The sequence below is a fragment of the Idiomarina baltica OS145 genome (assembly GCF_000152885.1).
Taxonomy (GTDB): Bacteria; Pseudomonadota; Gammaproteobacteria; order Enterobacterales; family Alteromonadaceae; genus Idiomarina; species Idiomarina baltica.
In genome coordinates, this window is the sequence record NZ_CH672405.1 from 141,978 (window position 1) to 162,540 (window position 20,563).

Below are 20,563 nucleotides of genomic sequence, written 5' to 3' on the forward strand. Positions count from 1 at the left end.
ATATCACAACTCAATGCATTCTAACCATAACGTGCATAAACTGACAGCACCCTTGGACGACTTAAAACAACTAGTCCCATAGTGAAACCCGGTCAGCTAAACGACCATTGGCTAAAGTGGTTTGAAGTTCATCCGCCATCCAACGGCCGGCATCGATCGCCTTGCTCCAGTATTGAATTCGTTGTGCCGCATCTAATTGCGCGAAGTCATTTCGATCGGGAATTTTTTGATAGGGCAACTTATTTAGAAAAGCCTCAGTTGGACTAATAAAAATGGTATTGGGCCAATTTCGTCCTGTACTGCGCCGCCATTTCAGACGTTTATCAAACCACCCAGGAATCGCTTCATGATGAAAATGCGGATAAAGGGTCAAGCCATCGACACCCGACAAATCAATATCAAAATGATAGTCAGTAATCCCACCGTCGCGATAGACTCCACGCGGAGCGCCCGGGATATCGCGTACCCCTTCCAACACCATCGGAATGGAGCCGGTAGCCAACAACGCTGGCTGGAAATTGCGCTCAGTTAAAGCAACATGCTGTGTGGGTAAGTCGTTCCAACCTTTTGAGAGCGCTAAATTTGACGCTGGATGGTGAAACACGACACGTTCATAATAACGCCCCAGCCAGCTACGGTTGATGCTATTTGCAAGAGCAGAGGACAGCAGTCCCAAAGCTTGTCGACGTCCCTCTTTAGCGGTAGACCGTAAACAACGTACGGCAATAAAGTGATGATGCACACGCGTCTGTGACAAAATCGAGGATACGGCTGATTCTGGAACATATCGATGCAGTAGCTTCTCGGCTTCGGCAGTAATCTCCCGTTGATCAGGTCTCGCACTGTAAGTTTGATGACTGTAGAGCTCAGCGAATAGACGACTGGCAGCGACCGGATCCTCTTGACCTAACGATGCAAAACGCCAAGCGCCGGCTGAAGTGCCAAGGGTATTAAGAGGCTGCTTTTTACCGGCGAAGAATTCCCCGAATAGCCACTCATCAATACCTTGTAATACAAACCATTTCGGCCCCCCGGAAGCGCCCATTAAAAGCCCAATATCATCAGCGGTCAAACCGTTCTGTTGAATATGAGCTAAAGCGCTCGCTCCTGCACGAATGGAAACAAATGATTGCGTCATGGCGCCACGTCCTTATAGTTGTTTTTTTCGTTCTGCCAATACACCCAACACCAGCAGTAAGCCAAGGACAGCGGGTCCGAGCAAATGCAATGGAATGGTATAAATCCAACTCGCTAGTATCGGCGTGAAGCCAATTAACAAATAGCCATAGCCAAAGGCACACAAAGCCACAAAAATTAGTGCTCGCACAATGAACGGGTAGTTCGAAACTGATTTTTTAACTAAACGGTTCACCTCATCACCATAAATCACTAATAATGTAGCCAATATCATCATAGCGATTTCATGGGTGTGTTGCCGAAGCATCATGCCTAGCTGGTTCATCAATTGCAGCAATCGAATTCTCCTTAAGCTTGCCTAAGCTTCGAAGTATACCGATTTTTACTTATTCGAACATCCCCCGTCCCCTCTTTGCTACTCGCAGCGCCGCGTCAACTTTGGTATCCTCATACTTATCATTAATCAAAAATACACATGACAACGCATGAAATTTATCTCATTTAATATCAATGGAATCAGGGCTCGACTTCACCAATTGCAAGCGATGATCGATAAACATCAACCTGATGTCATCGGACTTCAAGAAACCAAAGTTCATGATGACCAGTTCCCGCAACAGGCCGTGGAAGATATGGGTTATCACGTGAACTTTTTTGGGCAAAAAGGTCATTATGGCGTTGCTTTACTGAGTAAGAAACCACTCACAAACGTGCAAAAAGGCTTTCCAAATGAGCCCGAGGATGCTCAACGCAGAATGATCATGGGGGATTACCCGCTCGATGATGGTGCTACCGTACGCGTTTTAAATGGCTATTTTCCACAGGGTGAAAGCCGCGACCATCCCACAAAGTTTCCAATGAAAGCGCAGTTTTATCGTGACCTCATTAACTACCTCAATGATGACTTATCCCCAGAACAACCCGTTATTGTGATGGGCGATATGAACATCTCTCACCAAGATCGTGATATCGGTATCGGCGAAACGAATGCTAAGCGCTGGTTAAGAACAGGTAAATGTAGCTTTTTACCCGAAGAACGTGACTGGTTAAATGAAGTACTTGATTGGGGACTGATCGACACTTATCGTACGTTAAACCCCGAGCAAGATAACGAGTTTAGTTGGTTTGATTACCGTTCTCGTGGATTCGACGATAATCGTGGTCTTCGTATCGATTTAATTCTTGCCACGCAAACGCTCGCGGATCGTTGCGAAGAAAGTGGCATAGACTATGAGCTACGAGGCATAGAGAAACCCTCGGATCATGCTCCAATTTGGAGTCAGTTCTCTATCTAACTTATTAGTAAAAGGATCGCGGTAATGGCGCTGCTACTTAATATTGTTGCACTTTGCATCCTCATCGCTACTTGGGTGAATGACAGTTGGCGCATATTGAGAAGCAGCCGCCTATTACAGCACTTATTATTCGGTTCCGCTGCCGTCATCAGCTTTATTTGGCTATTTTCAGCCAAGCTCGAACAAGGCCTGAGTATTCATTTCTTATTGATTACCACACTCACCCTCATGCTTGGGTTCCGCTATGCATTGCTGGCAGGGGTCGCTATTATAGCTGTTAATAGTTTTGCCAATAGCTATCCATTGAATGCGATTGGCGCGCTCTACATTAGCCACATTGTAATACCGGCTGCGGTAACTTATGTGGCTTATGCCGTTATATATCACAGACTCCCGCGACATCCCTTCGTTTATATATTTTTGAATGCATTTCTTGCCGCGGCCGTCGCCATCGCTATGACCCAATTAGCACATGCGGCTTGGGCCTTAATGAGTGACCGTTTGACGCCCAAACAAATATGGGAAAACTATTTAATGATTACACCTCTGGTGATGTTTCCCGAGGCACTTTTGAATGGCATGGCGGTGACATTAATGGTTGTTTATCGACCGAATTGGTTAGTCACATTTAACGATAAGCAATATATTGACCCGAACTAATGTTGATCAGGAGGCAGTACAGATAGCGCTTGCTCCAACACATAGGCTAAGTCCATATAGGTCGGCCCTCCGTCGGTAGGCTTTTTTAAAACCGCACGGCTTTGTTTCAGCTTATCTCGTAGTTCCCAATACCAACCTCGTAACCTCCTCGGAAGGGGTTGATTCGCGCGCCAGCCAAACCAAGCAATTAATTGCAACGGCATACTTAGAATCACCAACGACGTGAGTAAGCCCTGCTGCCAATAGGCATGTAAAAATTGCCAATGTAACATTGCATTGACGACAGCAATCGCGGGTACCCAACGCTCCATCATCCGCAACAAAGGTACTAATCGGGTCTCTCGGAATGCTGCAACGACTGCATGACGAGGCCACCTTCTCGCGTACACATGTCCGTCTTTAAATAGTCGGAATATACTGAGTTTCAAATCGTATTCCTTCTCATTGACTGAGCTTCAGTTATTCAAGTTATCAACGTTTTCTGTGGATAACTTTGTTGATAGGGTGTACTCATTAGCGCACACCTCGCGAACTATATACGCTTTTGCTTACTGGACGTATTATAATCAACTACATGTTTGTTTTGCACCTTTATGGCTAATTCAGATAAGCTATGGTTAAGATAGTTCGTAGGAGATGTCATGCCAGCCCCTTCTTTATTAGCGCCATGCTCGGGTCGCTTGCTCACGTCAAGCCATCACCCTAGCCCGCTGATTCAGTCACAGTGGCTTGGCCACACCACATGTATTGATGTCTCTGGCAACCAAGTGTTCGCGCCTGCCGATGCCGTCATCAGCTATATATCACCGGCAGGCAACTTTATTCACCTCAACACTGACGCGTTGGGTCGCATCCTACTGTGTCTCGGCGCACATGAGCCAGCCAATAAATTGACAGCGCTACACCGCCATGTCGGTAGCGGTGATGAGGTAACTCGCGGCACGCCGCTATTGTCGCTGAATCAAGCGTTAATAAGACGACAAGCGAATGCTTACAATCTAATGGCCGTTATACTGCAACCTAATTACTCGTTCGATAAACTGACATTGAGAGAAAGCGGCGCCGTCACCGCTTTAGAATCTGAATTAGTTATTCAAAAGGACATATAATGATCAAAGTGCATGGCATCAAAAACTGTGACACCGTAAAAAAATCCATAAAATGGCTAGAACAACATCAACTTAAGTACGAATTCCGTGATGTGCGCGAAGTTCCGCTATCCACAGCTGAGGTCGAGCAATGGCTCGCCGATATACCCGCTGACCAACTGGTGAATAAGCGCAGTACCAGTTGGCGACAGTTGGACGAATCACAACGTGATCTGAGTAATCAGGCGTTGGTGTGCCAGCTTATAGTCGAGCAACCAACATTGTTTAAACGGCCGCTAGTTCAAGCCAAAGGAGAGGCACGCGTTGGCTTTAATGCCCAACAGTGGGAGGCATGGTTAGGCTGATGTCAAATAGTGAAACATTGCAACTGGCTAAAACGCTATTAGAGAGGCCATCGATTACGCCTGCTGATGAAGGCTGTCAGCAAGTACTCGGCGATCGGCTGAAATCGCTTGGCTTCGAATTGGAGTCGATGATATTTGAGGATACGACTAATCTTTGGGCGCGTCTGGGGCAAGGCAAGCCAGTATTGTGTTTTGCCGGTCACACGGATGTCGTTCCTCCTGGCGACCCCAGTGATTGGTCGTTCCCTCCTTTTCAACCCACCGAGCATGAAGGCTATCTTTATGGTCGAGGGGCTGCCGATATGAAAGGGAGCCTCGCAGCGATGATCGTTGCGGTTGAACGCTATCTCAAACAGGTCGACGAACCTCCTTTCGATATCGCTTTTTTGATCACCAGCGACGAAGAAGGTCCGTTTATCAATGGAACCAAACGCGTGATGGAGACCTTGGAGTCTCGTAACGAAAAAATCACTTGGTGTATCGTGGGAGAGCCCTCTAGCACAGAACAGCTCGGCGACGTCGTCAAAAATGGTCGTCGTGGAAGCCTTTCTGGCTCGCTTAGTGTGATTGGAGTACAAGGGCATGTCGCCTACCCTCATCTCGCCGAGAACCCCGTTCATAGTGCAGCTAATGCGCTTGCTGAACTGACCCAAACACGCTGGGATGATGGTAATGAATTTTTTCCACCGACCACCTTTCAAGTGTCTAATATTCATGCAGGTACGGGGGCTGGCAATGTGATCCCAGGGCGCTTAGATATTGAATTTAACTTTCGGTTTTCAACAGAGTCAACATCAACTCAGTTGCAACAGCGCGTAGAGACTATCTTAGACGCCCACAACCTTAATTATCAGCTTAACTGGAAACTCAACGGTCCCGCCTTTTTAACTGCACAGGGTCTTCTCATCAATAAAGTTCAGTGCGCAATTAAGCGGGTTTGCGGCTATCCAACAAAGCTCTCGACCGCTGGAGGAACATCGGATGGACGTTTTATTGCGCCAACAGGCGCTGAGTTAATCGAACTTGGACCGGTAAATGCCACTATTCACAAAGTCGACGAATGTGTGAAGATAACTGATCTTGATACGCTCACAGACGTTTACCAAGCCATACTGGAAGAAATGAGTGTTTAACGATGATAACTTCAGCGCAGCGTTTGGGTAAGGCCCAGGATCATTTACTGACATTAATCGACGGCCATATGCTTCACCCTCTGGCAGCACGAGCTTTTGAGGAAATGAAAGAGGCGGCGTCGCGTGATGGTATTACCCTTGCTATTGCGTCGGGTTTTCGTAGTTTTGACAGGCAGTTGTTGATTTGGAACCGAAAATGGTCTGGTGAACGTTCGGTCAATGACGAACAAGGGCATCCGCTTGATACGACCCAGCTGAGCGATGAAGAAAAGCTACACGCGATTCTTCACTGGTCAGCGTTGCCAGGCGCCAGCCGCCATCATTGGGGGACCGATATTGACGTATGGGACCCCTCTCGTTTTAACTCTAACCAAACGCTTCAACTGGTGCCCGAGGAGTACGAACACATCAATGCGCCCTGTTATCCATTGTTGTGCTGGCTGCAACAGCATGCTCACGAATTCGGCTTTTTCTTTCCTTATCGCGTCTACCAAGGCGGGGTGTCTCACGAACCTTGGCATTTGAGCTATCAGCCAGTCGCCGATCATATTCAACAATCGTTGACGCTCGACGAGCTCAAAAACGCGCTAAGCAACACTGATATCGCGGGTAAAGAGACCGTACTAGCGCACTTACATGTCATTAAAGAACGTTACTTTGACAATATCTGTCGTGGTAACACAGGAGAAGAGTAATGCAAGAGCATTGGGTTTGGTTAATTATTTTGTTGGTATTGGGCGTCGTTGTGAGTAATTTGATGGTACTTAAATACAGTAGCAAGTTAAAATGGCCTACTAAAAATAAGCCGCCCAAAGAAAACTCTGAGGACGACTCATCTAAACAATAAAAAGTAGGTCGGCAGTCTAGACTAGGAGAATTGCACGCCTAAACGCTGACCGACCTCCTTATAGGCTTCCACTACCCCGCCAAGGCCCTGACGAAAGCGATCTTTATCAAGCTTCTCACGAGTCTTAGCATCCCATAAGCGGCAACCATCAGGGGTAAACTCATCGCCTAATACGAGTTGTCCGTCGAACACGCCAAACTCGAGCTTATAGTCGACTAACAGTAACCCAGCTTGTTCAAATAATGATTTAAGCACCGAGTTGACCTTAAACGTCAGCGCCTTCATTTGCTCAATTTGCTCCTTTGTCGCCCAACCAAAGGCTTCTATGTGATACTCATTAACCATCGGGTCATGCAAGGCGTCATTTTTTAGGAAAAACTCAAACGTCGGCGGATTTAGTGTTTTACCTTCCTCAACCCCTAGGCGACGAACTAACGAGCCAGCGGCTACGTTGCGAACAACGCACTCAACTGGAATCATATCCAACTTTTTAACCAATGATTCTGTATCACTCAGCAACTCATCTAATTGCGTTGGAATACCCGCTTTTTCTAATTGAGTCATAATGAAATGATTAAAACGATTATTAACCATTCCTTTATCTTCGAGTTGCTCTACTTTCTCTCCGTCAAACGCGGAAGTATCGTTGCGGAACTCCAACACTAATCGTGATGGGTCATCTGTCGTATACACGGTTTTTGCTTTCCCGCGATACAGCTCGTTTCGTTTTTCCATAGGTTGTGCCGCCTTTACTGTTGACTTGCTACTTTTAATGCTTGCTCAAGAGCAGGCTTAACCGACTCGAGCCATGCCTGATCGACTACTTCATCATTTGACCAAACGCTAATGGCCGTATCATCCCCAAATTCGACTAAGCGAATTTCATAATTTCCTTCTGGAATACCCAACGATTCATAATCGTCCCCACCGATGAATAGGAAACCTGAGTCCGGCTCGGTGTACTCAACAAAATAGGTGCCTGCCTCGCGGTTTAAGTCATCAATGCTCAAACCTATTTGTTCTAATGCTTGACCGGTGAGCACCCAAGCGTCATCGAAGTCTAGCTCAACCACAAATACGGGTTGCTGTTTAGCATTGGTACTGACTGAAACGGGCACGCCCGCTTCTCGGCTCTGTTGGATTGATTGTTGGTGGACACGATTCACTTGAGACACAACTTTATTCAACAAATCAACTGATAAGTTATGCTGAGTCAGTTCTGCCATTTCAGTGCGATCGCCGTTTACCTTTTGCGATACGTCCGCTAACGTCACTTCAAGCGCAGTCGTCCGACCGTGCGTTTCTGGCGCCTGCGTTAACACGTAGCGAAAACTTTGTTCCAGAGACACAGTAGTATCTCCGTCACCTAACAACCACCAACCACCATCGCCTTCTGCTTCATATTCGTCTTCGGTAGTAAGCAACTCAGTGGTCCACTGGTTTTCGCCCGTTTTAGTAAAAGTTAGGCCTTTGCGGTCTAAGACTTGTTCAGCTGCGGTCCAGACAGTGTTTACAATACTGTCTGACATACCTTCAACCAAATCAAAATACACCCGTGCTTGTTTTTCGTTTTCGAGTACACGACTCCCCAACGCAATAGGATGAACCTGGCGAGGTGAAACAACGCGAACTTCTTCGCCTATGGGTCCAGAGGTATCTGCAGCAGGAATTTTGTAAGTATTACTGTAGTCAGGCGTTTCCAAACCCGAAGGAACGTTTAACTCGGGTCGTTGCTTTAAGTTGACATAATCAAAGTCACCATTCGCTTGCTCTTTTTCAATCGAGCTACACGACGCGAGGGTAATCATCGCCAACGAAGTCACGATGGCTGTACGGCGAAAATTCATTTCCACTCCTGCTACTTAAGTAAGTGTAATTGGTTGAGGGCGCGCTCGATAACAAGCTGACTGTCTTCGCTTGGCGGCGTCAGAGGTAAACGGTAATTGGCGCTACATTTACCCATTAACGCGAGAGCCCACTTAACTGGAATCGGATTTGATTCAACAAACAATGCATTATTGAGTTCACGGAGTTCACTATCGATTTGTTCAGCTTTTTCACGTTCTCCACGAGTCGCAGCATCAACCAGCGCTTTTATTCGGCTTGGCACTACGTTGGCTGTAACACTGATAACGCCATGCCCACCGCGCAACATAAATTCACACGCGGTCGGGTCATCGCCACTCAGCAAAATAAATTGGTTGCCACAGCGACGCTTCAGTTCTTCGACACGAGAAACATCGCCCGTCGCTTCTTTAATGCCAATCACATTATCAATTTCAGCGAGTTGTTCAACCACTTCAGGTGGCATGTCTAATGCGGTTCGACCAGGCACATTATATAAAATCTGCGGTTTATCTGAGGCGTCAGCGCAAGCTGAATAATGGGCGATCAGGCCTTCTACTGAAGGCTTGTTATAGTAAGGTGTGACGTTGAGAAAACCATCGACACCAAAGTGACTCATCTTCTCTGTGAGCTGCACGGCCTCGGCGGTGGAGTTTGAGCCGTTACCTCCAATTACTTTAATGCGGCCATTAGCGAGTTCGACCATCGCAGCAACAACATCAATGTGTTCTTCATGGCTGAGTGTGGTTGACTCCCCCGTTGTGCCTACCGCGACAATTGCGTCTGTCCCGGATTCAACATGGAAATTCACGAGTTCTTCAAGTTCGTTATAGTCGATATTCCCATGCTTAGTCAGCGGTGTGACTAAGGCAACAATACTACCTGTTAGCATATAGGCTCCAAATTCCTAATCATGGGGCCTAATGTTACTGGTAGCCCCAAATAAACACAAGACTAGGAACACGTAGCACGTAATTTGTTCCCTTCATTTTAATCCAAACCCAGCTTCGCTATCATATATATACTGGATCTTATCGTTAGGAGTTAGAAATGGAACGTTTACAAGCTGGCGACAAAGCGCCTAACTTTGAACTTTTAGATAAAAACGAAGAAAAAGTATCTTTACAAGCATTACTGAAAGACCATCGTGTGTTGGTGTATTTCTACCCAAAAGCAATGACCCCTGGTTGCACTGTTCAAGCGCAGAACTTGCGTGATGAAAAAGATCGTTTACTAGAACACAATGTCATCTCAGTCGGTATTAGTCCTGATGCGCCTAAGCGATTAAATAAGTTTACTGAACGTGACGAGCTTAACTTCACGCTACTGAGCGATGAAGATCATGCGATTGCAGATAAGTTTGGAGTTTGGGGTCCAAAAAAATTTATGGGCAAAGAGTACGATGGTATTCATCGAATCAGCTTTCTAGTTGAACAGGACGGTACGGTGAGTCACGTATTTGATAAGTTTAAAACAAAAGAGCACCACCAAGTGGTACTCGATCATTTAGAGCAGAACTAAAGTCATTTCGGAATAAGGCGCACTGAGCGCCTTATTCTTCGGCTGGACTACTCTTCTCAATCAGGGCTTCTCGACTTGACCAAGCGGTTATCACCGCTTTGACTAAGCTCGCCAACGGTATCGCGAAAAATACGCCCCAAAAACCCCAAATACCACCAAAGATAAGCACCGCAGCAATAATATAGACCGGATTAAGGCTCACCGCCTCGGAAAACAATAATGGCACGAGCACGTTGCCATCTAACGCTTGGATAATGAGGTAGCCAATCATCACGTAAATGAATGGACCTGTAGCACCGAATTGAAATAATGCCACTAATGCGACGGGTATGGTCACCACGACGGCACCAATGTACGGTATCAATACTGATAACCCGACTAAAATTGACAGCAACGTCGTGTAACGTAAATCAAAAGCAAAGAACACAGCAAAAGAGGTCACGGCAACCACAATGACTTCCAGAGCTTTGCCGCGGATGTAGTTCATGATTTGCAGGTTCATTTCCTGACCGACTTGCGTAATTAAACGACGGTTAGTGGGCAATATGCGGCTGAAATGAGCAAGGAGCGTATTCCTGTCTTTGAGCATGAAAAAGACTAATAACGGCACGACAATTAAGTAAACCAGCATCGCCATTACATTGACCAGTGAAGTCAAAGAGCTCGTCAATATTTGCTCGCCGAGCCCTACGACACGACGTTTAACAGTTAGCATCAACTCGGTTATTTGCGATTCATCAATCACCGATGGAAACAATTCGGGTAGTTTGTGCAACCACACTTGCAAGTTCGCCAACATATCAGGTAGCTCACGAATCAGCGTTGTGCTTTGTTGCCAGACCACTGGCACGAGCGTAAACAGGCACAGCGTCGCAATACAAATGGTGAGGCTCATAACAATAATGGTGGCAGCCAAACGCCCCATCCCCGCGTCAATCAATCGATTTACAGGCCAATCAAGTAAATAAGCGAGCGCAATCGCAGCTAGAATGGGTGCTAATATTCCACCGAAAAATACAATCAATAGAACCGACACAATGAGCAATAAAAATAGCGTCACTGCATTGGGGTCTGAAAACTTATTCCGATACCACTGCTGAATATGTTGGAACATTCCGAGCTTCCTGTTCGGTGTGATTAAAGGTTCACGATGCTTGCAATCTTACGGTAACACCATAGAGTAGAAAAGGAACTTATTGTAAATTAATAACTCTACGTAGAATATTGCGTTATAACAGCGGTTAATGTGAATGTTGTATCTCAGAAAAACTCAGCGCTTTATGACAAGTGGGATTGCGCTTGCGCTCATGTTAGCGCTTCCCTCCGCGTTTCAAGCACCCGAGGCCCTTGCTCAGCAACATAGAAACCTGCCCGAAATCGGCACCACCGGAGCGGGCTTTATGAGTATTGAGCGAGAAAAGGTCGTTGGTGACTACTATATGCGCCAACTACGCGCAACGGCACCTGTTATTCAGGATCCTGTATTAAACAGCTATCTTAAAGATGTTGGACAACGTTTAGTACGAAATGCGGACAACGTACGCTACCCTTTCTCATTTTTTTGGTTAAATATTAACGAAATAAATGCGTTCGCCTTTATGGGAGGATATGTCGGTGTCCATACTGGGCTCATTCAGCAAGCTCGCAATGAGTCTGAGTTCGCAGCGGTCCTTGGGCACGAAATAGCACACGTAACTCAGCGCCATATTGTGCGGAGTATGCAAGAGCAACAACAGAACATGCCGCTCACAATAGCCGGCGTGATTGGCTCTATCTTGTTAGGGATTGCCAATCCAGAAGCAGGCGCTGCCGGACTCTACACAACGATTGGCGCAACGGGTCAGGCACAAATCAATTATACACGCCTATTTGAACAAGAAGCCGATCGTATTGGGATAACAACACTCGCCAATGCCGGTTTTGACCCCATGGGGGCGCCTAATTTTTTTGGTCGTCTAGCCGACCAATACCGTTACGTATCAAAACCTCCTGAAATGTTACTGACTCACCCCGTTCCCGAGTCCCGCATTGCGGATACGCGCACCCGTGCTGAGGCATTAGGTCGTCGTGATGTACCACAAAGTCTAAACTTTGAACTTGCTAAAGCGCGAGTTGATGCGCGTTATACACGCAGCACGCCGAATAGTGAGTTCGTTAAAATGACCAAAAGCGATAATATCATCACTCAACAAGCCGGCGGCTATGCATTGGCCATCAGAGCACTCGATGCAAGCAATCCTGATACGGCACAACAATGGTTAACCCCGTTACTTGAGCGCGATCCTAGAAACCGTTTCTATATTGATGTGCAAACCGATATTTACCTTGCGTTGGAACAAAATGATAAGGCACTTGATATGCTGAAGCGCGAGTACACGCGAAGCCCTGACGATCCGGTGATTATACTCAACTATGCGAATGCTGCGATTCGTTCAAATGAGGCTGAGCTGGGCGTGAAATTATTGCGCAATTACCTGTTAGCTGAACCGGGTTCATTAATTGCCCTCGATCTGCTTACCGATGCCTATCAGCGAACTTCTGATAGAGCCGCGATGTACGAGACACGCGCAGAAGCCTTGGCGCTCCGCGGTGGTTTCGATCTTGCTATTGATCAACTACAAACAGCGCAAAATCACACACAGAATAAGCTAACCGAGAAACGACTTAACGCGCGTATTGATCAAATACGCGCCGAAAAAGAACGCCTGAAAGGACTACTCTGAGCGCGCTTTAGCAATCGCTTTTCGCAGACTCGCTCGTGTTTGCTCACCCAACAGTGGACCGGTCACCTTTCCACCTGGACCAACAATGTAAGTGGCCGGTAACATACCCGGCTTATCAAACGGTAATTTCGGTGCTGGCAGGCTCAACGCCAAAGGAAAATCAATATCATGTTTTTCCGCCAGCGCGTTGATTTGCTGATTACTCATCGGATCAAAACTGATGCCAATCAGTGTTAGTTGGCTGTCGTCACTGACTTCGTTGTGATAAAACTCGTTAAGTTCAGGCAACTCACGCAGGCAGGGAGTGCACCACTCGGCGAAGTAATTCACCACCACGGTGTTCGCTTTACCATTTTGCCAGTTTATCTGGCTTTCGTTGTTGAGTTGAATGTCCGGCTCTTGTGAACAACCCACTACACCCAATGCTAACACTGTCGCAACTAGCAATGACAATTTCATATTCGGCCCGTATTCGTTATGATAAGAAACAACGTTTGACTAATAGAGTGAATCAATATGTCTAAAGTTACCATATACCATAATCCGCGTTGTTCAAAGTCACGCCAAACGCTTGAGTTATTGCAACAGCATGGTATCGAGCCAACCATTATCAAATACCTCGAAACCCCACCAAGTCAAGCCGAACTGAGCAGTTTGCTGAATAAACTCGATATCAGCCCTAGACAACTGATGCGCACAAAAGAAGCGGTATATAAGGAACTTAAGTTAGCCGACGAGTCGGATGATGAGGTATTGCTCACTTCGATGGTCAATAACCCCAAGCTTATTGAACGTCCGATTGTCGTTAAGGGTGAGAAGGCCGTATTAGGACGCCCGCCGGAGAATGCGTTGGAGTTGATAAAGTGAGTGGCTGTAACGTCGTCATATTTTATTTTAGCCGAGGCGGTCAGACACGTTTACTTGCAGATGCCATAGCCGAAGGCGTTCAGGCAACCGGAGCTGAAGCGCTTTTACGCACGGTCGAAACCGATAGCGATGCCGCGAGTATGCGTGATTTACTTCTTGATAAAAATGAGCTGATCAACTGTGATGCTTTAATAATGGGAAGTCCAACTCGTTTTGGTCACATGAGCGCACACCTGCAAAAATTTTGGGAGACGACCAGCCGCGAATGGCTAAATGGTGATCTAATTGATAAACCTGCAGCCGTTTTTACGACAACCAGTTCATTACACGGTGGTCAAGAGAGTACCCTACTTAATATGGCATTGCCTCTGCTTCATCACGGCATGCTACTAACGGGCATTCCTTATGAGCAACCGAGTTTACATCACGATAATGCAGGTGGTTCGCCTTACGGTGCTGGTGCGTTAAATGCATCATCCAATTTGACATTATCGGCCAATGAGCGAGCCAGTGCCGTTGCTTTGGGTCAACGAGTTGCAACAATTGCACAACAGCTAAAATCAACCAAGGATGCATAACATGGCCGTTCAAATGGCACCAAAAACACGCTTTTTTCGCATCGCCACACAGACCGGTTACTGGCTGCTGTTGGCACTTCTGATTCTGTGGCATGGTCTCATTCCAGAAAGTGACACGAGTGCCCTACCCACTTACCTATCGTTAATTTTTTGGGTTTTACCGATGTTATTTCCACTCGTTGGATTAGTTAAAGGGAAGCCCTACACACACGCTTGGTTTAATTTTATTTTGATGTTCTACTTTTTGCACGGACTCACAACCGTATACACACATCCTGATGAACGTGTATGGTCAGTTTTAGAAATACTTTTCACGACAGTTGCTTTTGTCGGTGCAACAGGGTTTGCACGGCACCGCGGACGTGAATTAGGGCTGGGCCTTAAAAAGCAAAAAGAGGCTAAATAGCCAATACTTGTTTCACAAATGGAATCGTGAGTTTTCGTTGGTGCGCGATAGAGGCTTTATCGAGTTGATCTAAGTGCGCCAACAACCCTGCCATATCGCGTCCCAACCGATGCAACATGAAGATAGCCACATCGTGCGGCAACTGCAAACCTCGCCATTGTGCACGAAGCGTCAATGCGCTTGCCTTGCCATCATCATTGAGTGGGCTGAGTTGAAACGCCGTTGCCCATTGTAAACGAGAACGCAAGTCAGCGAGTTCAACTGATAACTGACTCGCACTCGCATGAGCGGTCATCATCAAGCGACAGTGCTCAGCATCTGTAATCGTGTTAATTAATTTGAATAACTCATAGCACCAAGTGGGGTCCTTAAGTACCGTATCAATATCATCTAGACAGATAATATTGAATGCATCCAAGCCTGCTAGCACTTGCTCGGCGTTGCTTTCTTTCAAATCCGCCAACGGCAAATACATGACTTGGGTGTGTTGTCCAGCTAATGAGACAATCGAATGTAACAGGTGACTTTTCCCTGAGCCCGAAGGACCTGATAAAAGTGTCAAGCGTTCGCCCTGCGTTTCACTCAGAGGTTTTGTTGCGATTTGCTTGAGCCAACGCACCACATTATCATTCTGTTGCTCTAAGTAGGTGGTAAAATTTTCATCATCAGGCAACTGCACTGCAAGTGTTAGTTGCTGAGGTTGTTGCTTACCGGCTGTCATTATTCTGTTGCCACCCACCGATAAGTCGTTTCCTCCTCAGCGCTTTGCTCGCGCAAAGCAAAGGGATCGCGACGCTTTTGTTGTAAACGCCCATCTAACTCAATAGCTTGTAACAGATGATCGGGCGTATCCGTTAAGGTCACCTCAAAGCGGCTGAATGTTGGGCTGTAATCAGTTAGCTTGACTTGCTGTACAGAGGTCACACTCGCAATGAACCTTTGAATATCTAGAATACTTTGCCAACCCTGCAAACCTTCCACACGAATAGGAAACTGAATCAACTGACTCTCACCTGACGCAATCAAAGCAAATTCATTAGCAAGCGATTCATGCAATTGATTCATGAACGGACCTGCAAGAAAGTCGCGTGAATTTGCAAACACTTCGCCCGACTTCCTAATATCGCCCACACGGACCACCCAGTCTAACCGCCAACGGCCTTTTTCGGCTTCGCCCTCGGCTTTAGGTTCATCATCGGTCACGCCGCGTTCTGCTACCTTCGCGACCAAATAGCCATCTGCTCGATATCGCTGTGAAGCGTCGCCAATAGGGGTCAAAAAACGTCCCCAAATGTCAGAAATAGACACTGACGTTGCATCCGTCAAATCCATTAAAGGAAACTGTAAGGGTAAACCGCGTTGCTTAGCGAGGTGGCGGATCTGTTGAATAAAGATAGACTCGTCGTTTGCTGCTAAAATATGCCGTTTGCCACGCTCGTCGCTACTGGCTACCCACATCAACAATTCCGGACGTCGACTCCCCCAGTAGGGCAGTTGATTAACCTTAAATAACTCAGACAGCTTACGTCCATCGAAGTTGGCGGTGAGATATAACGTATTCCCGTTACGCCGATAACCATACTGTAATAGGTAGTCGTCCAACTGACTCTTAGCATTCTTTATCGCACGATGCTCGAGTGTCTTCTCGCTTCCCGATATTTTTAATATCACCTGTTCAAACGCTGTGCGCAACGCTTCATCACGTTGGCTCGCTGCCTGCGAGGACACTTCTATTTCCGCTGAGAAAAGATCATCAATAAGTCGACCCTGTGCCGAGAAGCACAGTAATAAACTTACTATACAGATGAAGTATTGAACTGTTGCGCGCATCATAGGCCAGCCTTCAAAAAATCGTTCATGAAATGCATGTTAAACACCCAAACGCAACACGGCAAGTGACAACTTGTGGATAACCTTGTGGGAATGCCCTCGACAACGTAAATTCAAGTAATTTATCGATAGCCTAGTCAAAAACCGGTCACCTCGCTAAAATGAAACAAATTTTGTGACTAGGAACATTATGCTTAAAAAACAATTACGTGGCATTAGCTCGTTATTATCGAGTATCAGCTTGATTGGGGTCTGTGTCGGTATGACCAGTACGCTCCTCAGTTTGCGCGCCACGATTGAAGGTTTTGGCACCTTAGTCACTGGTTTTATCATGTCGGCCTACTTTATTGGCTATTTATTTGGCTCGACTCGAGCCCCCAAAGATATTCGTCGAGTCGGTTATATACGTTCGTTTGGCGGACTGGCTGCCCTCGCCGCGGCCAGCGTGTTAGTTCAAGCTATCTGGATTGACCCTGTCGTCTGGTTTGTCATGCGGTTTGTGACTGGCTTTGCGATATCAGGCATCTTCGTCATTGTTGAAAGTTGGCTAAATACCATGGCTGATAACAAGAGCCGTGGCACCTTGTTATCCATTTACCTCGTTATCATTTACAGTGGTCTGATTGCCGGTCAGTTAATACTCGGTGTCGCAGATCCCGGCGGCTTTATCGCCTTTGCCATTGTGGTACTGCTTATCAATTTAGCGCTAATCCCCATCTTAGTAAGCGTTACGGTTGAGCCAACCACGCACGAAAATCGCAAGGTGCCCGTTAAAATGTTATTGAATACAGTACCATTGGGGGTTATCAACGCATTTGTAATGCAAGCATGTTACGCCATGTTTTACGGTATCGGTCCGATGTATGCTTCGTATATTGGTCTTTCCGTACTACAGATCACGTTCTTTATGTCAGCGTTTATAGTCGGCGGACTTCTCTCGCAAACACCGTTTGGCTTGCTATCAGATCGCATTGATCGTCGTATTGTTATCGCCATTTGTGCCGCAGGCGGAACCGCTGCAGCTATTTTACTTGCTCAGCTTGGTGCGGGAAATGCCTTACTCATTTATCTAGTCGTAGCGGTGCTTGGCGCCTTTATTCTACCGCTCTACTCGCTCGGTATGGCACACACCAACGATTACCTTGAGAAAGACCAGATGGTTGGTGCCACGGGCGCTATCATCAAAATCGGTGGTGCAGGTAGTATCATTGGTGCGCCGGCGGTCGCTGCGTTAATGCAGTTCGGTGCTATTAACTACTTCTTTCTGCTGCTTGGTGGTCTCACCGCTTTTGTAGGTTGTTACGCACTGTACCGCATCACGCGTCGTGCTAAAGCTGAGGAACAATTACACAGTAACTTTGCTATTCTAGCACCGTCACAAACCTCCGATGAGCTATTAACTTCCATGGCGGAAGAGGCGCCAGATGAAGAGGACGATACCGAAGAAGAGGTGGATGGTACAGCGGTACTGAAGCGCTAACGCGCTTCAGCACACTAACAATTACTGAATAAGCTCAGCGACCCAGTCGCGCGCTTCAGCAATGATTTGCTCGAGGTGTGCGGCTGATTTAAAGCTTTCCGCATAGATTTTATAAACCGGCTCAGTGCCTGAGGGTCGTGCGGCAAACCAGCCATCTTCTAACACGACCTTGACACCGCCAAACTGAGCGTCATTACCCGGCGCTTTTGTAAAGATATCGACAACGTTACTTTCAGCTAACGTGGTTAATTTCAATTTGTAGGCTCGAATATCCTTGAAGCGCGCGTTCTGTTCCAACGACGATGCAGTATCAACCCGCTGATAAAAGGCTTCGCCGTGCTGCGCACATAATTTTTTGTAATAAGCGCTCGGGGATTCACCGGTGGCAGCTTGCAGCTCTGCCGCCAACAATACCATCACGATACCGTCTTTATCGGTGGTCCAAACATCACCTTGGCGATCAAGCAAAGTGGCTCCTGCACTTTCCTCGCCTGCGAAACCAATATCACCATCACGCAGCTGCTGAGCGAACCATTTGAAGCCAACAGGCACTTCATAAACCTTACGCTGATTATCTTCTACAACGCGATCTATCATTTGGCTAGAAACCAGTGTTTTACCGATTGCAACATCGGCTGCCCATTCCCGCGACTTACACAAATAATCAATAGCCACAGCAAGGTAATGATTAGGATTCATTAGGCCATCCGGCGTAACGATACCGTGGCGATCATAATCGGGGTCATTTCCTCCGGCTAAATCGTATCGATCTTTGTAAGCCAACAGACCTGCCATCGCATAAGGTGATGAGCAATCCATGCGTATCTTGCCGTCTTTATCGAGGGTCATAAACTGAAAGCCTGGATCGACGTGATCGTTGAAAATATCGATATTGAGGCCATAAGTCTCAGCGATTTGGTGCCAATAGTCAGCACCTGCGCCACCCATTGCGTCAATCGCAAGTCGCAGATCAGCCGCTTTAATGCATTGCATATCAATGCAGCGCGGCAAATCGTCTATATATTGTTTACGCCAATCGACAAAGACTAACTTTGGATGTGATAACACATCTTCCCGTTCACAGGTATTAACGCCTTGAAGCCCAGACGACAGTAGTGCATTCGCATATTTTTCAATCACCCGCGTGGCATCAGCATCGGCCGGTCCCCCATGCGGCGGGTTATATTTAAAGCCGCCATCCTGTGGTGGATTATGTGAAGGCGTGATGACCACCCCGTCACATTGCTTCTGTTGGTTTGCATTATAAGTCAAAATAGCGTGACTCAATGCAGGCGTGGGCGTATAACCGTGTTCTGTTTGAACATGCACTTCTAAACCGTTCCCTAAAAACACATCGAGAGCCGATATGTAAGCCGACTCTGACAATGCATGGGTGTCCTTACCGAGTAGAATCGGACCCTCAATGCCTTGTTCTTCACGATAGGCACAAATTGCTTGTGCAATTGCTAGAATATGTGCTTCATTGAAACTTCGCGCCAGCGCAGAACCGCGGTGACCCGATGTTCCAAAACTCACTTTTTGATGAGCTTTACGTGGGTCCGGCTCATACACATAATATGCACTGACCAACTGCGCGATGTTTACGCTATCCGCTGCGGTTGCGGGCTGCCCTGCTCGTTCATGCACCGTCATTATAAAAAGTCCCTAATTTGCTCGACTTCAGGTTTGCTGTATCCAAGCTTTTGCGCAACCTGAGTCAACATCGATTTTTTCTTCGTCGTATTATTGTTCGTCACCACCCAAAAAGGTGATGAGGGAATCGCCTTAGGATTCGTACTATTACCACTGGTCAGCAACGCCTCTTCCGAACGGGCAAAATATTGGCGGTCACGGCCGCGAATAGTCAATACGGTTTCAAACTGTTCGGGATGAGTCTTATACAGCATGCTCAAAATGTAGAGAAATCGTGCCACTACGCTTTTCTGTACATTAACATCTTGCTGATTTAGACGGTTAAACACAGAGTCAGTAGCACGCTCTTCGACCTGCACCGGTTCAACCTGAGCAACGCTGTCGAAGCCCAATAGACGGCGCAAAATATCTGATGCGCTCTCACCGATTTGTTGCGTGTGGCTCGCGATATACGCGTATAAATCGTCTTCAACTTCGATGCGTTTCATCGGTTTTTAATTCCTCATTGTTATCGATTCGCAGGGTTGACTTGCAACCAACCACTAAAGCTCGGAAAATATTAGCAAAGTTTAACACTAAAGGCACAACGATGGCAGAGTCAGAATTACTGCATTACGAAACCATGGGTGACAAGCAGAATCCCGCCGTTATTATCATTCACGGTTTGTTCGGAGATGGAGATAACCTAAAGAGCCTTGCTCGCGATTTGGAACGCGACTACTTCTGTGTTCTACCCGACGCTCGCAATCACGGTGATTCCCCTCACCATGACAGTATGACCTATACGGAAATGGCGGACGATATTGTGGCACTTGCAGATGCATTAGCCTTAAAAAAGTTTTCGTTAGTTGGTCACTCCATGGGCGGTAAGATTGCCATGGAAGTGGCTATGCGCTACGAAGAGCGTGTCCAAGCAGCGGTGTTCGCAGATATTGCTCCAGTCGCCTATCCTGCTCATCACAACACAATATTAGATGCCTTAGCGGGTTTAGATTTACACCAAATAACGAGCCGCACGGATGCTGATAAACAACTGAGTTCGGTGATCAAAGAAAAAGGTGTGCGCCAATTTTTACTAAAAAACCTCCGCAAGGATGGCGACCATTTCGCGTGGCGACTCAATTTAACCGCGATT

General features: G+C 46.8%; 26 protein-coding genes. 14 read left to right on the forward strand and 12 right to left on the reverse strand.

Annotated elements, in window-relative coordinates; all coding sequences use genetic code 11:
- Positions 1-70: 70 nt before the first annotated feature.
- Both OS145_RS06515 and OS145_RS06520 read right to left on the reverse strand, forming a co-directional pair.
- Complete coding sequence (locus OS145_RS06515; protein WP_006955471.1) at positions 71-1,138, reverse strand: hypothetical protein; 1,068 nt, start codon at positions 1,136-1,138, stop codon at positions 71-73.
- 12 nt (positions 1,139-1,150) lie between these two features.
- Positions 1,151-1,474, reverse strand: coding sequence for a DUF3392 family protein (locus OS145_RS06520; RefSeq protein ID WP_006955472.1), 324 nt, complete (start codon positions 1,472-1,474; stop codon positions 1,151-1,153).
- 148 nt (positions 1,475-1,622) lie between these two features.
- On the opposite strand from OS145_RS06520, the gene xthA reads away from it, so the two are divergent.
- Entirely contained in the window at positions 1,623-2,432 is an 810-nt protein-coding gene (xthA, locus tag OS145_RS06525; RefSeq protein ID WP_006955473.1) for an exodeoxyribonuclease III, read from the forward strand.
- A gap of 24 nt (positions 2,433-2,456) precedes the next feature.
- Positions 2,457-3,092, forward strand: a complete 636-nt coding sequence (locus OS145_RS06530) for an energy-coupling factor ABC transporter permease (RefSeq protein WP_006955474.1) — start codon at positions 2,457-2,459, stop codon at positions 3,090-3,092.
- On the opposite strand, the gene yfbV is transcribed toward OS145_RS06530, so the two are convergent.
- Positions 3,089-3,520, reverse strand: coding sequence for a terminus macrodomain insulation protein YfbV (yfbV, locus tag OS145_RS06535; protein WP_040487869.1), 432 nt, complete (start codon positions 3,518-3,520; stop codon positions 3,089-3,091). The genes OS145_RS06530 and yfbV overlap by 4 nt on opposite strands.
- Positions 3,521-3,733: 213 nt before the next feature.
- On the opposite strand from yfbV, the gene OS145_RS06540 reads away from it, so the two are divergent.
- The 5 genes from OS145_RS06540 to OS145_RS06560 are packed head-to-tail and all read left to right on the forward strand — an operon-like array spanning position 3,734 to position 6,525.
- Positions 3,734-4,201: a PTS glucose transporter subunit IIA gene (locus OS145_RS06540; protein ID WP_006955476.1), complete on the forward strand. Its 468-nt coding sequence runs from the start codon at positions 3,734-3,736 to the stop codon at positions 4,199-4,201.
- Entirely contained in the window at positions 4,201-4,545 is a 345-nt protein-coding gene (locus OS145_RS06545; protein ID WP_006955477.1) for a Spx/MgsR family RNA polymerase-binding regulatory protein, read from the forward strand. Before OS145_RS06540 ends, OS145_RS06545 begins: the two co-directional genes overlap by 1 nt.
- Positions 4,533-5,678 (forward strand): succinyl-diaminopimelate desuccinylase, encoded by a 1,146-nt coding sequence (dapE, locus tag OS145_RS06550; RefSeq protein WP_242603658.1) that lies wholly within the window; start codon positions 4,533-4,535, stop codon positions 5,676-5,678. Before OS145_RS06545 ends, dapE begins: the two co-directional genes overlap by 13 nt.
- A gap of 2 nt (positions 5,679-5,680) precedes the next feature.
- Entirely contained in the window at positions 5,681-6,373 is a 693-nt protein-coding gene (locus OS145_RS06555) for a M15 family metallopeptidase (protein WP_006955479.1), read from the forward strand.
- On the forward strand, positions 6,373-6,525 hold the full coding sequence (locus tag OS145_RS06560) for a DUF2897 family protein (RefSeq protein ID WP_006955480.1): 153 nt from the start codon (positions 6,373-6,375) through the stop codon (positions 6,523-6,525). Before OS145_RS06555 ends, OS145_RS06560 begins: the two co-directional genes overlap by 1 nt.
- 21 nt (positions 6,526-6,546) lie before the next feature.
- Here the strand turns inward: OS145_RS06560 and purC are convergent, their stop codons facing one another.
- From purC to dapA, 3 genes are read right to left on the reverse strand one after another with little or no spacing between them, the layout of a single operon-like run.
- Entirely contained in the window at positions 6,547-7,260 is a 714-nt protein-coding gene (gene purC, locus OS145_RS06565) for a phosphoribosylaminoimidazolesuccinocarboxamide synthase (protein ID WP_006955481.1), read from the reverse strand.
- Positions 7,261-7,274: 14 nt separating this feature from the next.
- On the reverse strand, positions 7,275-8,372 hold the full coding sequence (bamC, locus tag OS145_RS06570; protein ID WP_006955482.1) for an NlpB/DapX family lipoprotein: 1,098 nt from the start codon (positions 8,370-8,372) through the stop codon (positions 7,275-7,277).
- A gap of 11 nt (positions 8,373-8,383) precedes the next feature.
- Entirely contained in the window at positions 8,384-9,262 is an 879-nt protein-coding gene (gene dapA / locus OS145_RS06575) for a 4-hydroxy-tetrahydrodipicolinate synthase (RefSeq protein WP_006955483.1), read from the reverse strand.
- 158 nt (positions 9,263-9,420) lie between these two features.
- Between dapA and bcp the strand changes: the two genes are divergently transcribed.
- Entirely contained in the window at positions 9,421-9,891 is a 471-nt protein-coding gene (gene bcp, locus OS145_RS06580) for a thioredoxin-dependent thiol peroxidase (protein ID WP_006955484.1), read from the forward strand.
- 31 nt (positions 9,892-9,922) lie between these two features.
- On the opposite strand, the gene OS145_RS06585 is transcribed toward bcp, so the two are convergent.
- Complete coding sequence (locus tag OS145_RS06585) at positions 9,923-11,005, reverse strand: AI-2E family transporter (protein WP_006955485.1); 1,083 nt, start codon at positions 11,003-11,005, stop codon at positions 9,923-9,925.
- Positions 11,006-11,141: 136 nt separating this feature from the next.
- Between OS145_RS06585 and bepA the strand changes: the two genes are divergently transcribed.
- On the forward strand, positions 11,142-12,614 hold the full coding sequence (gene bepA, locus OS145_RS06590) for a beta-barrel assembly-enhancing protease (protein ID WP_006955486.1): 1,473 nt from the start codon (positions 11,142-11,144) through the stop codon (positions 12,612-12,614).
- On the opposite strand, the gene OS145_RS06595 is transcribed toward bepA, so the two are convergent.
- Positions 12,606-13,073, reverse strand: coding sequence for a TlpA family protein disulfide reductase (locus OS145_RS06595; RefSeq protein ID WP_006955487.1), 468 nt, complete (start codon positions 13,071-13,073; stop codon positions 12,606-12,608). The genes bepA and OS145_RS06595 overlap by 9 nt on opposite strands.
- Positions 13,074-13,130: 57 nt before the next feature.
- Between OS145_RS06595 and arsC the strand changes: the two genes are divergently transcribed.
- From arsC to OS145_RS06610, 3 genes are read left to right on the forward strand one after another with little or no spacing between them, the layout of a single operon-like run.
- Positions 13,131-13,481: an arsenate reductase (glutaredoxin) gene (gene arsC / locus OS145_RS06600; RefSeq protein ID WP_006955488.1), complete on the forward strand. Its 351-nt coding sequence runs from the start codon at positions 13,131-13,133 to the stop codon at positions 13,479-13,481.
- Complete coding sequence (locus OS145_RS06605) at positions 13,478-14,059, forward strand: NAD(P)H-dependent oxidoreductase (RefSeq protein WP_006955489.1); 582 nt, start codon at positions 13,478-13,480, stop codon at positions 14,057-14,059. The genes arsC and OS145_RS06605 overlap by 4 nt, the downstream gene beginning before the upstream one ends.
- A gap of 1 nt (position 14,060) precedes the next feature.
- Complete coding sequence (locus OS145_RS06610; protein ID WP_006955490.1) at positions 14,061-14,465, forward strand: DUF2069 domain-containing protein; 405 nt, start codon at positions 14,061-14,063, stop codon at positions 14,463-14,465.
- Here OS145_RS06610 and hda read toward each other — a convergent pair.
- Entirely contained in the window at positions 14,458-15,186 is a 729-nt protein-coding gene (gene hda, locus OS145_RS06615; RefSeq protein ID WP_006955491.1) for a DnaA regulatory inactivator Hda, read from the reverse strand. The genes OS145_RS06610 and hda overlap by 8 nt on opposite strands.
- Positions 15,186-16,298 carry a DUF2066 domain-containing protein gene (locus tag OS145_RS06620; RefSeq protein WP_050749984.1) on the reverse strand — a complete coding sequence of 371 codons (1,113 nt, stop codon included), beginning with the start codon at positions 16,296-16,298 and terminating at the stop codon, positions 15,186-15,188. Before OS145_RS06620 ends, hda begins: the two co-directional genes overlap by 1 nt.
- A gap of 187 nt (positions 16,299-16,485) precedes the next feature.
- Here OS145_RS06620 and OS145_RS06625 point away from each other — a divergent pair, with 187 nt between their 5' ends.
- Positions 16,486-17,775: an MFS transporter gene (locus OS145_RS06625; protein ID WP_006955493.1), complete on the forward strand. Its 1,290-nt coding sequence runs from the start codon at positions 16,486-16,488 to the stop codon at positions 17,773-17,775.
- Positions 17,776-17,796: 21 nt separating this feature from the next.
- On the opposite strand, the gene pgm is transcribed toward OS145_RS06625, so the two are convergent.
- Complete coding sequence (gene pgm / locus OS145_RS06630; RefSeq protein ID WP_006955494.1) at positions 17,797-19,428, reverse strand: phosphoglucomutase (alpha-D-glucose-1,6-bisphosphate-dependent); 1,632 nt, start codon at positions 19,426-19,428, stop codon at positions 17,797-17,799.
- On the reverse strand, positions 19,428-19,916 hold the full coding sequence (gene seqA / locus OS145_RS06635; protein ID WP_006955495.1) for a replication initiation negative regulator SeqA: 489 nt from the start codon (positions 19,914-19,916) through the stop codon (positions 19,428-19,430). Before seqA ends, pgm begins: the two co-directional genes overlap by 1 nt.
- Positions 19,917-20,017: 101 nt before the next feature.
- Here seqA and OS145_RS06640 point away from each other — a divergent pair.
- The coding region (locus OS145_RS06640) for an alpha/beta fold hydrolase (protein ID WP_006955496.1) at positions 20,018-20,563 on the forward strand (546 nt) is incomplete at its 3' end.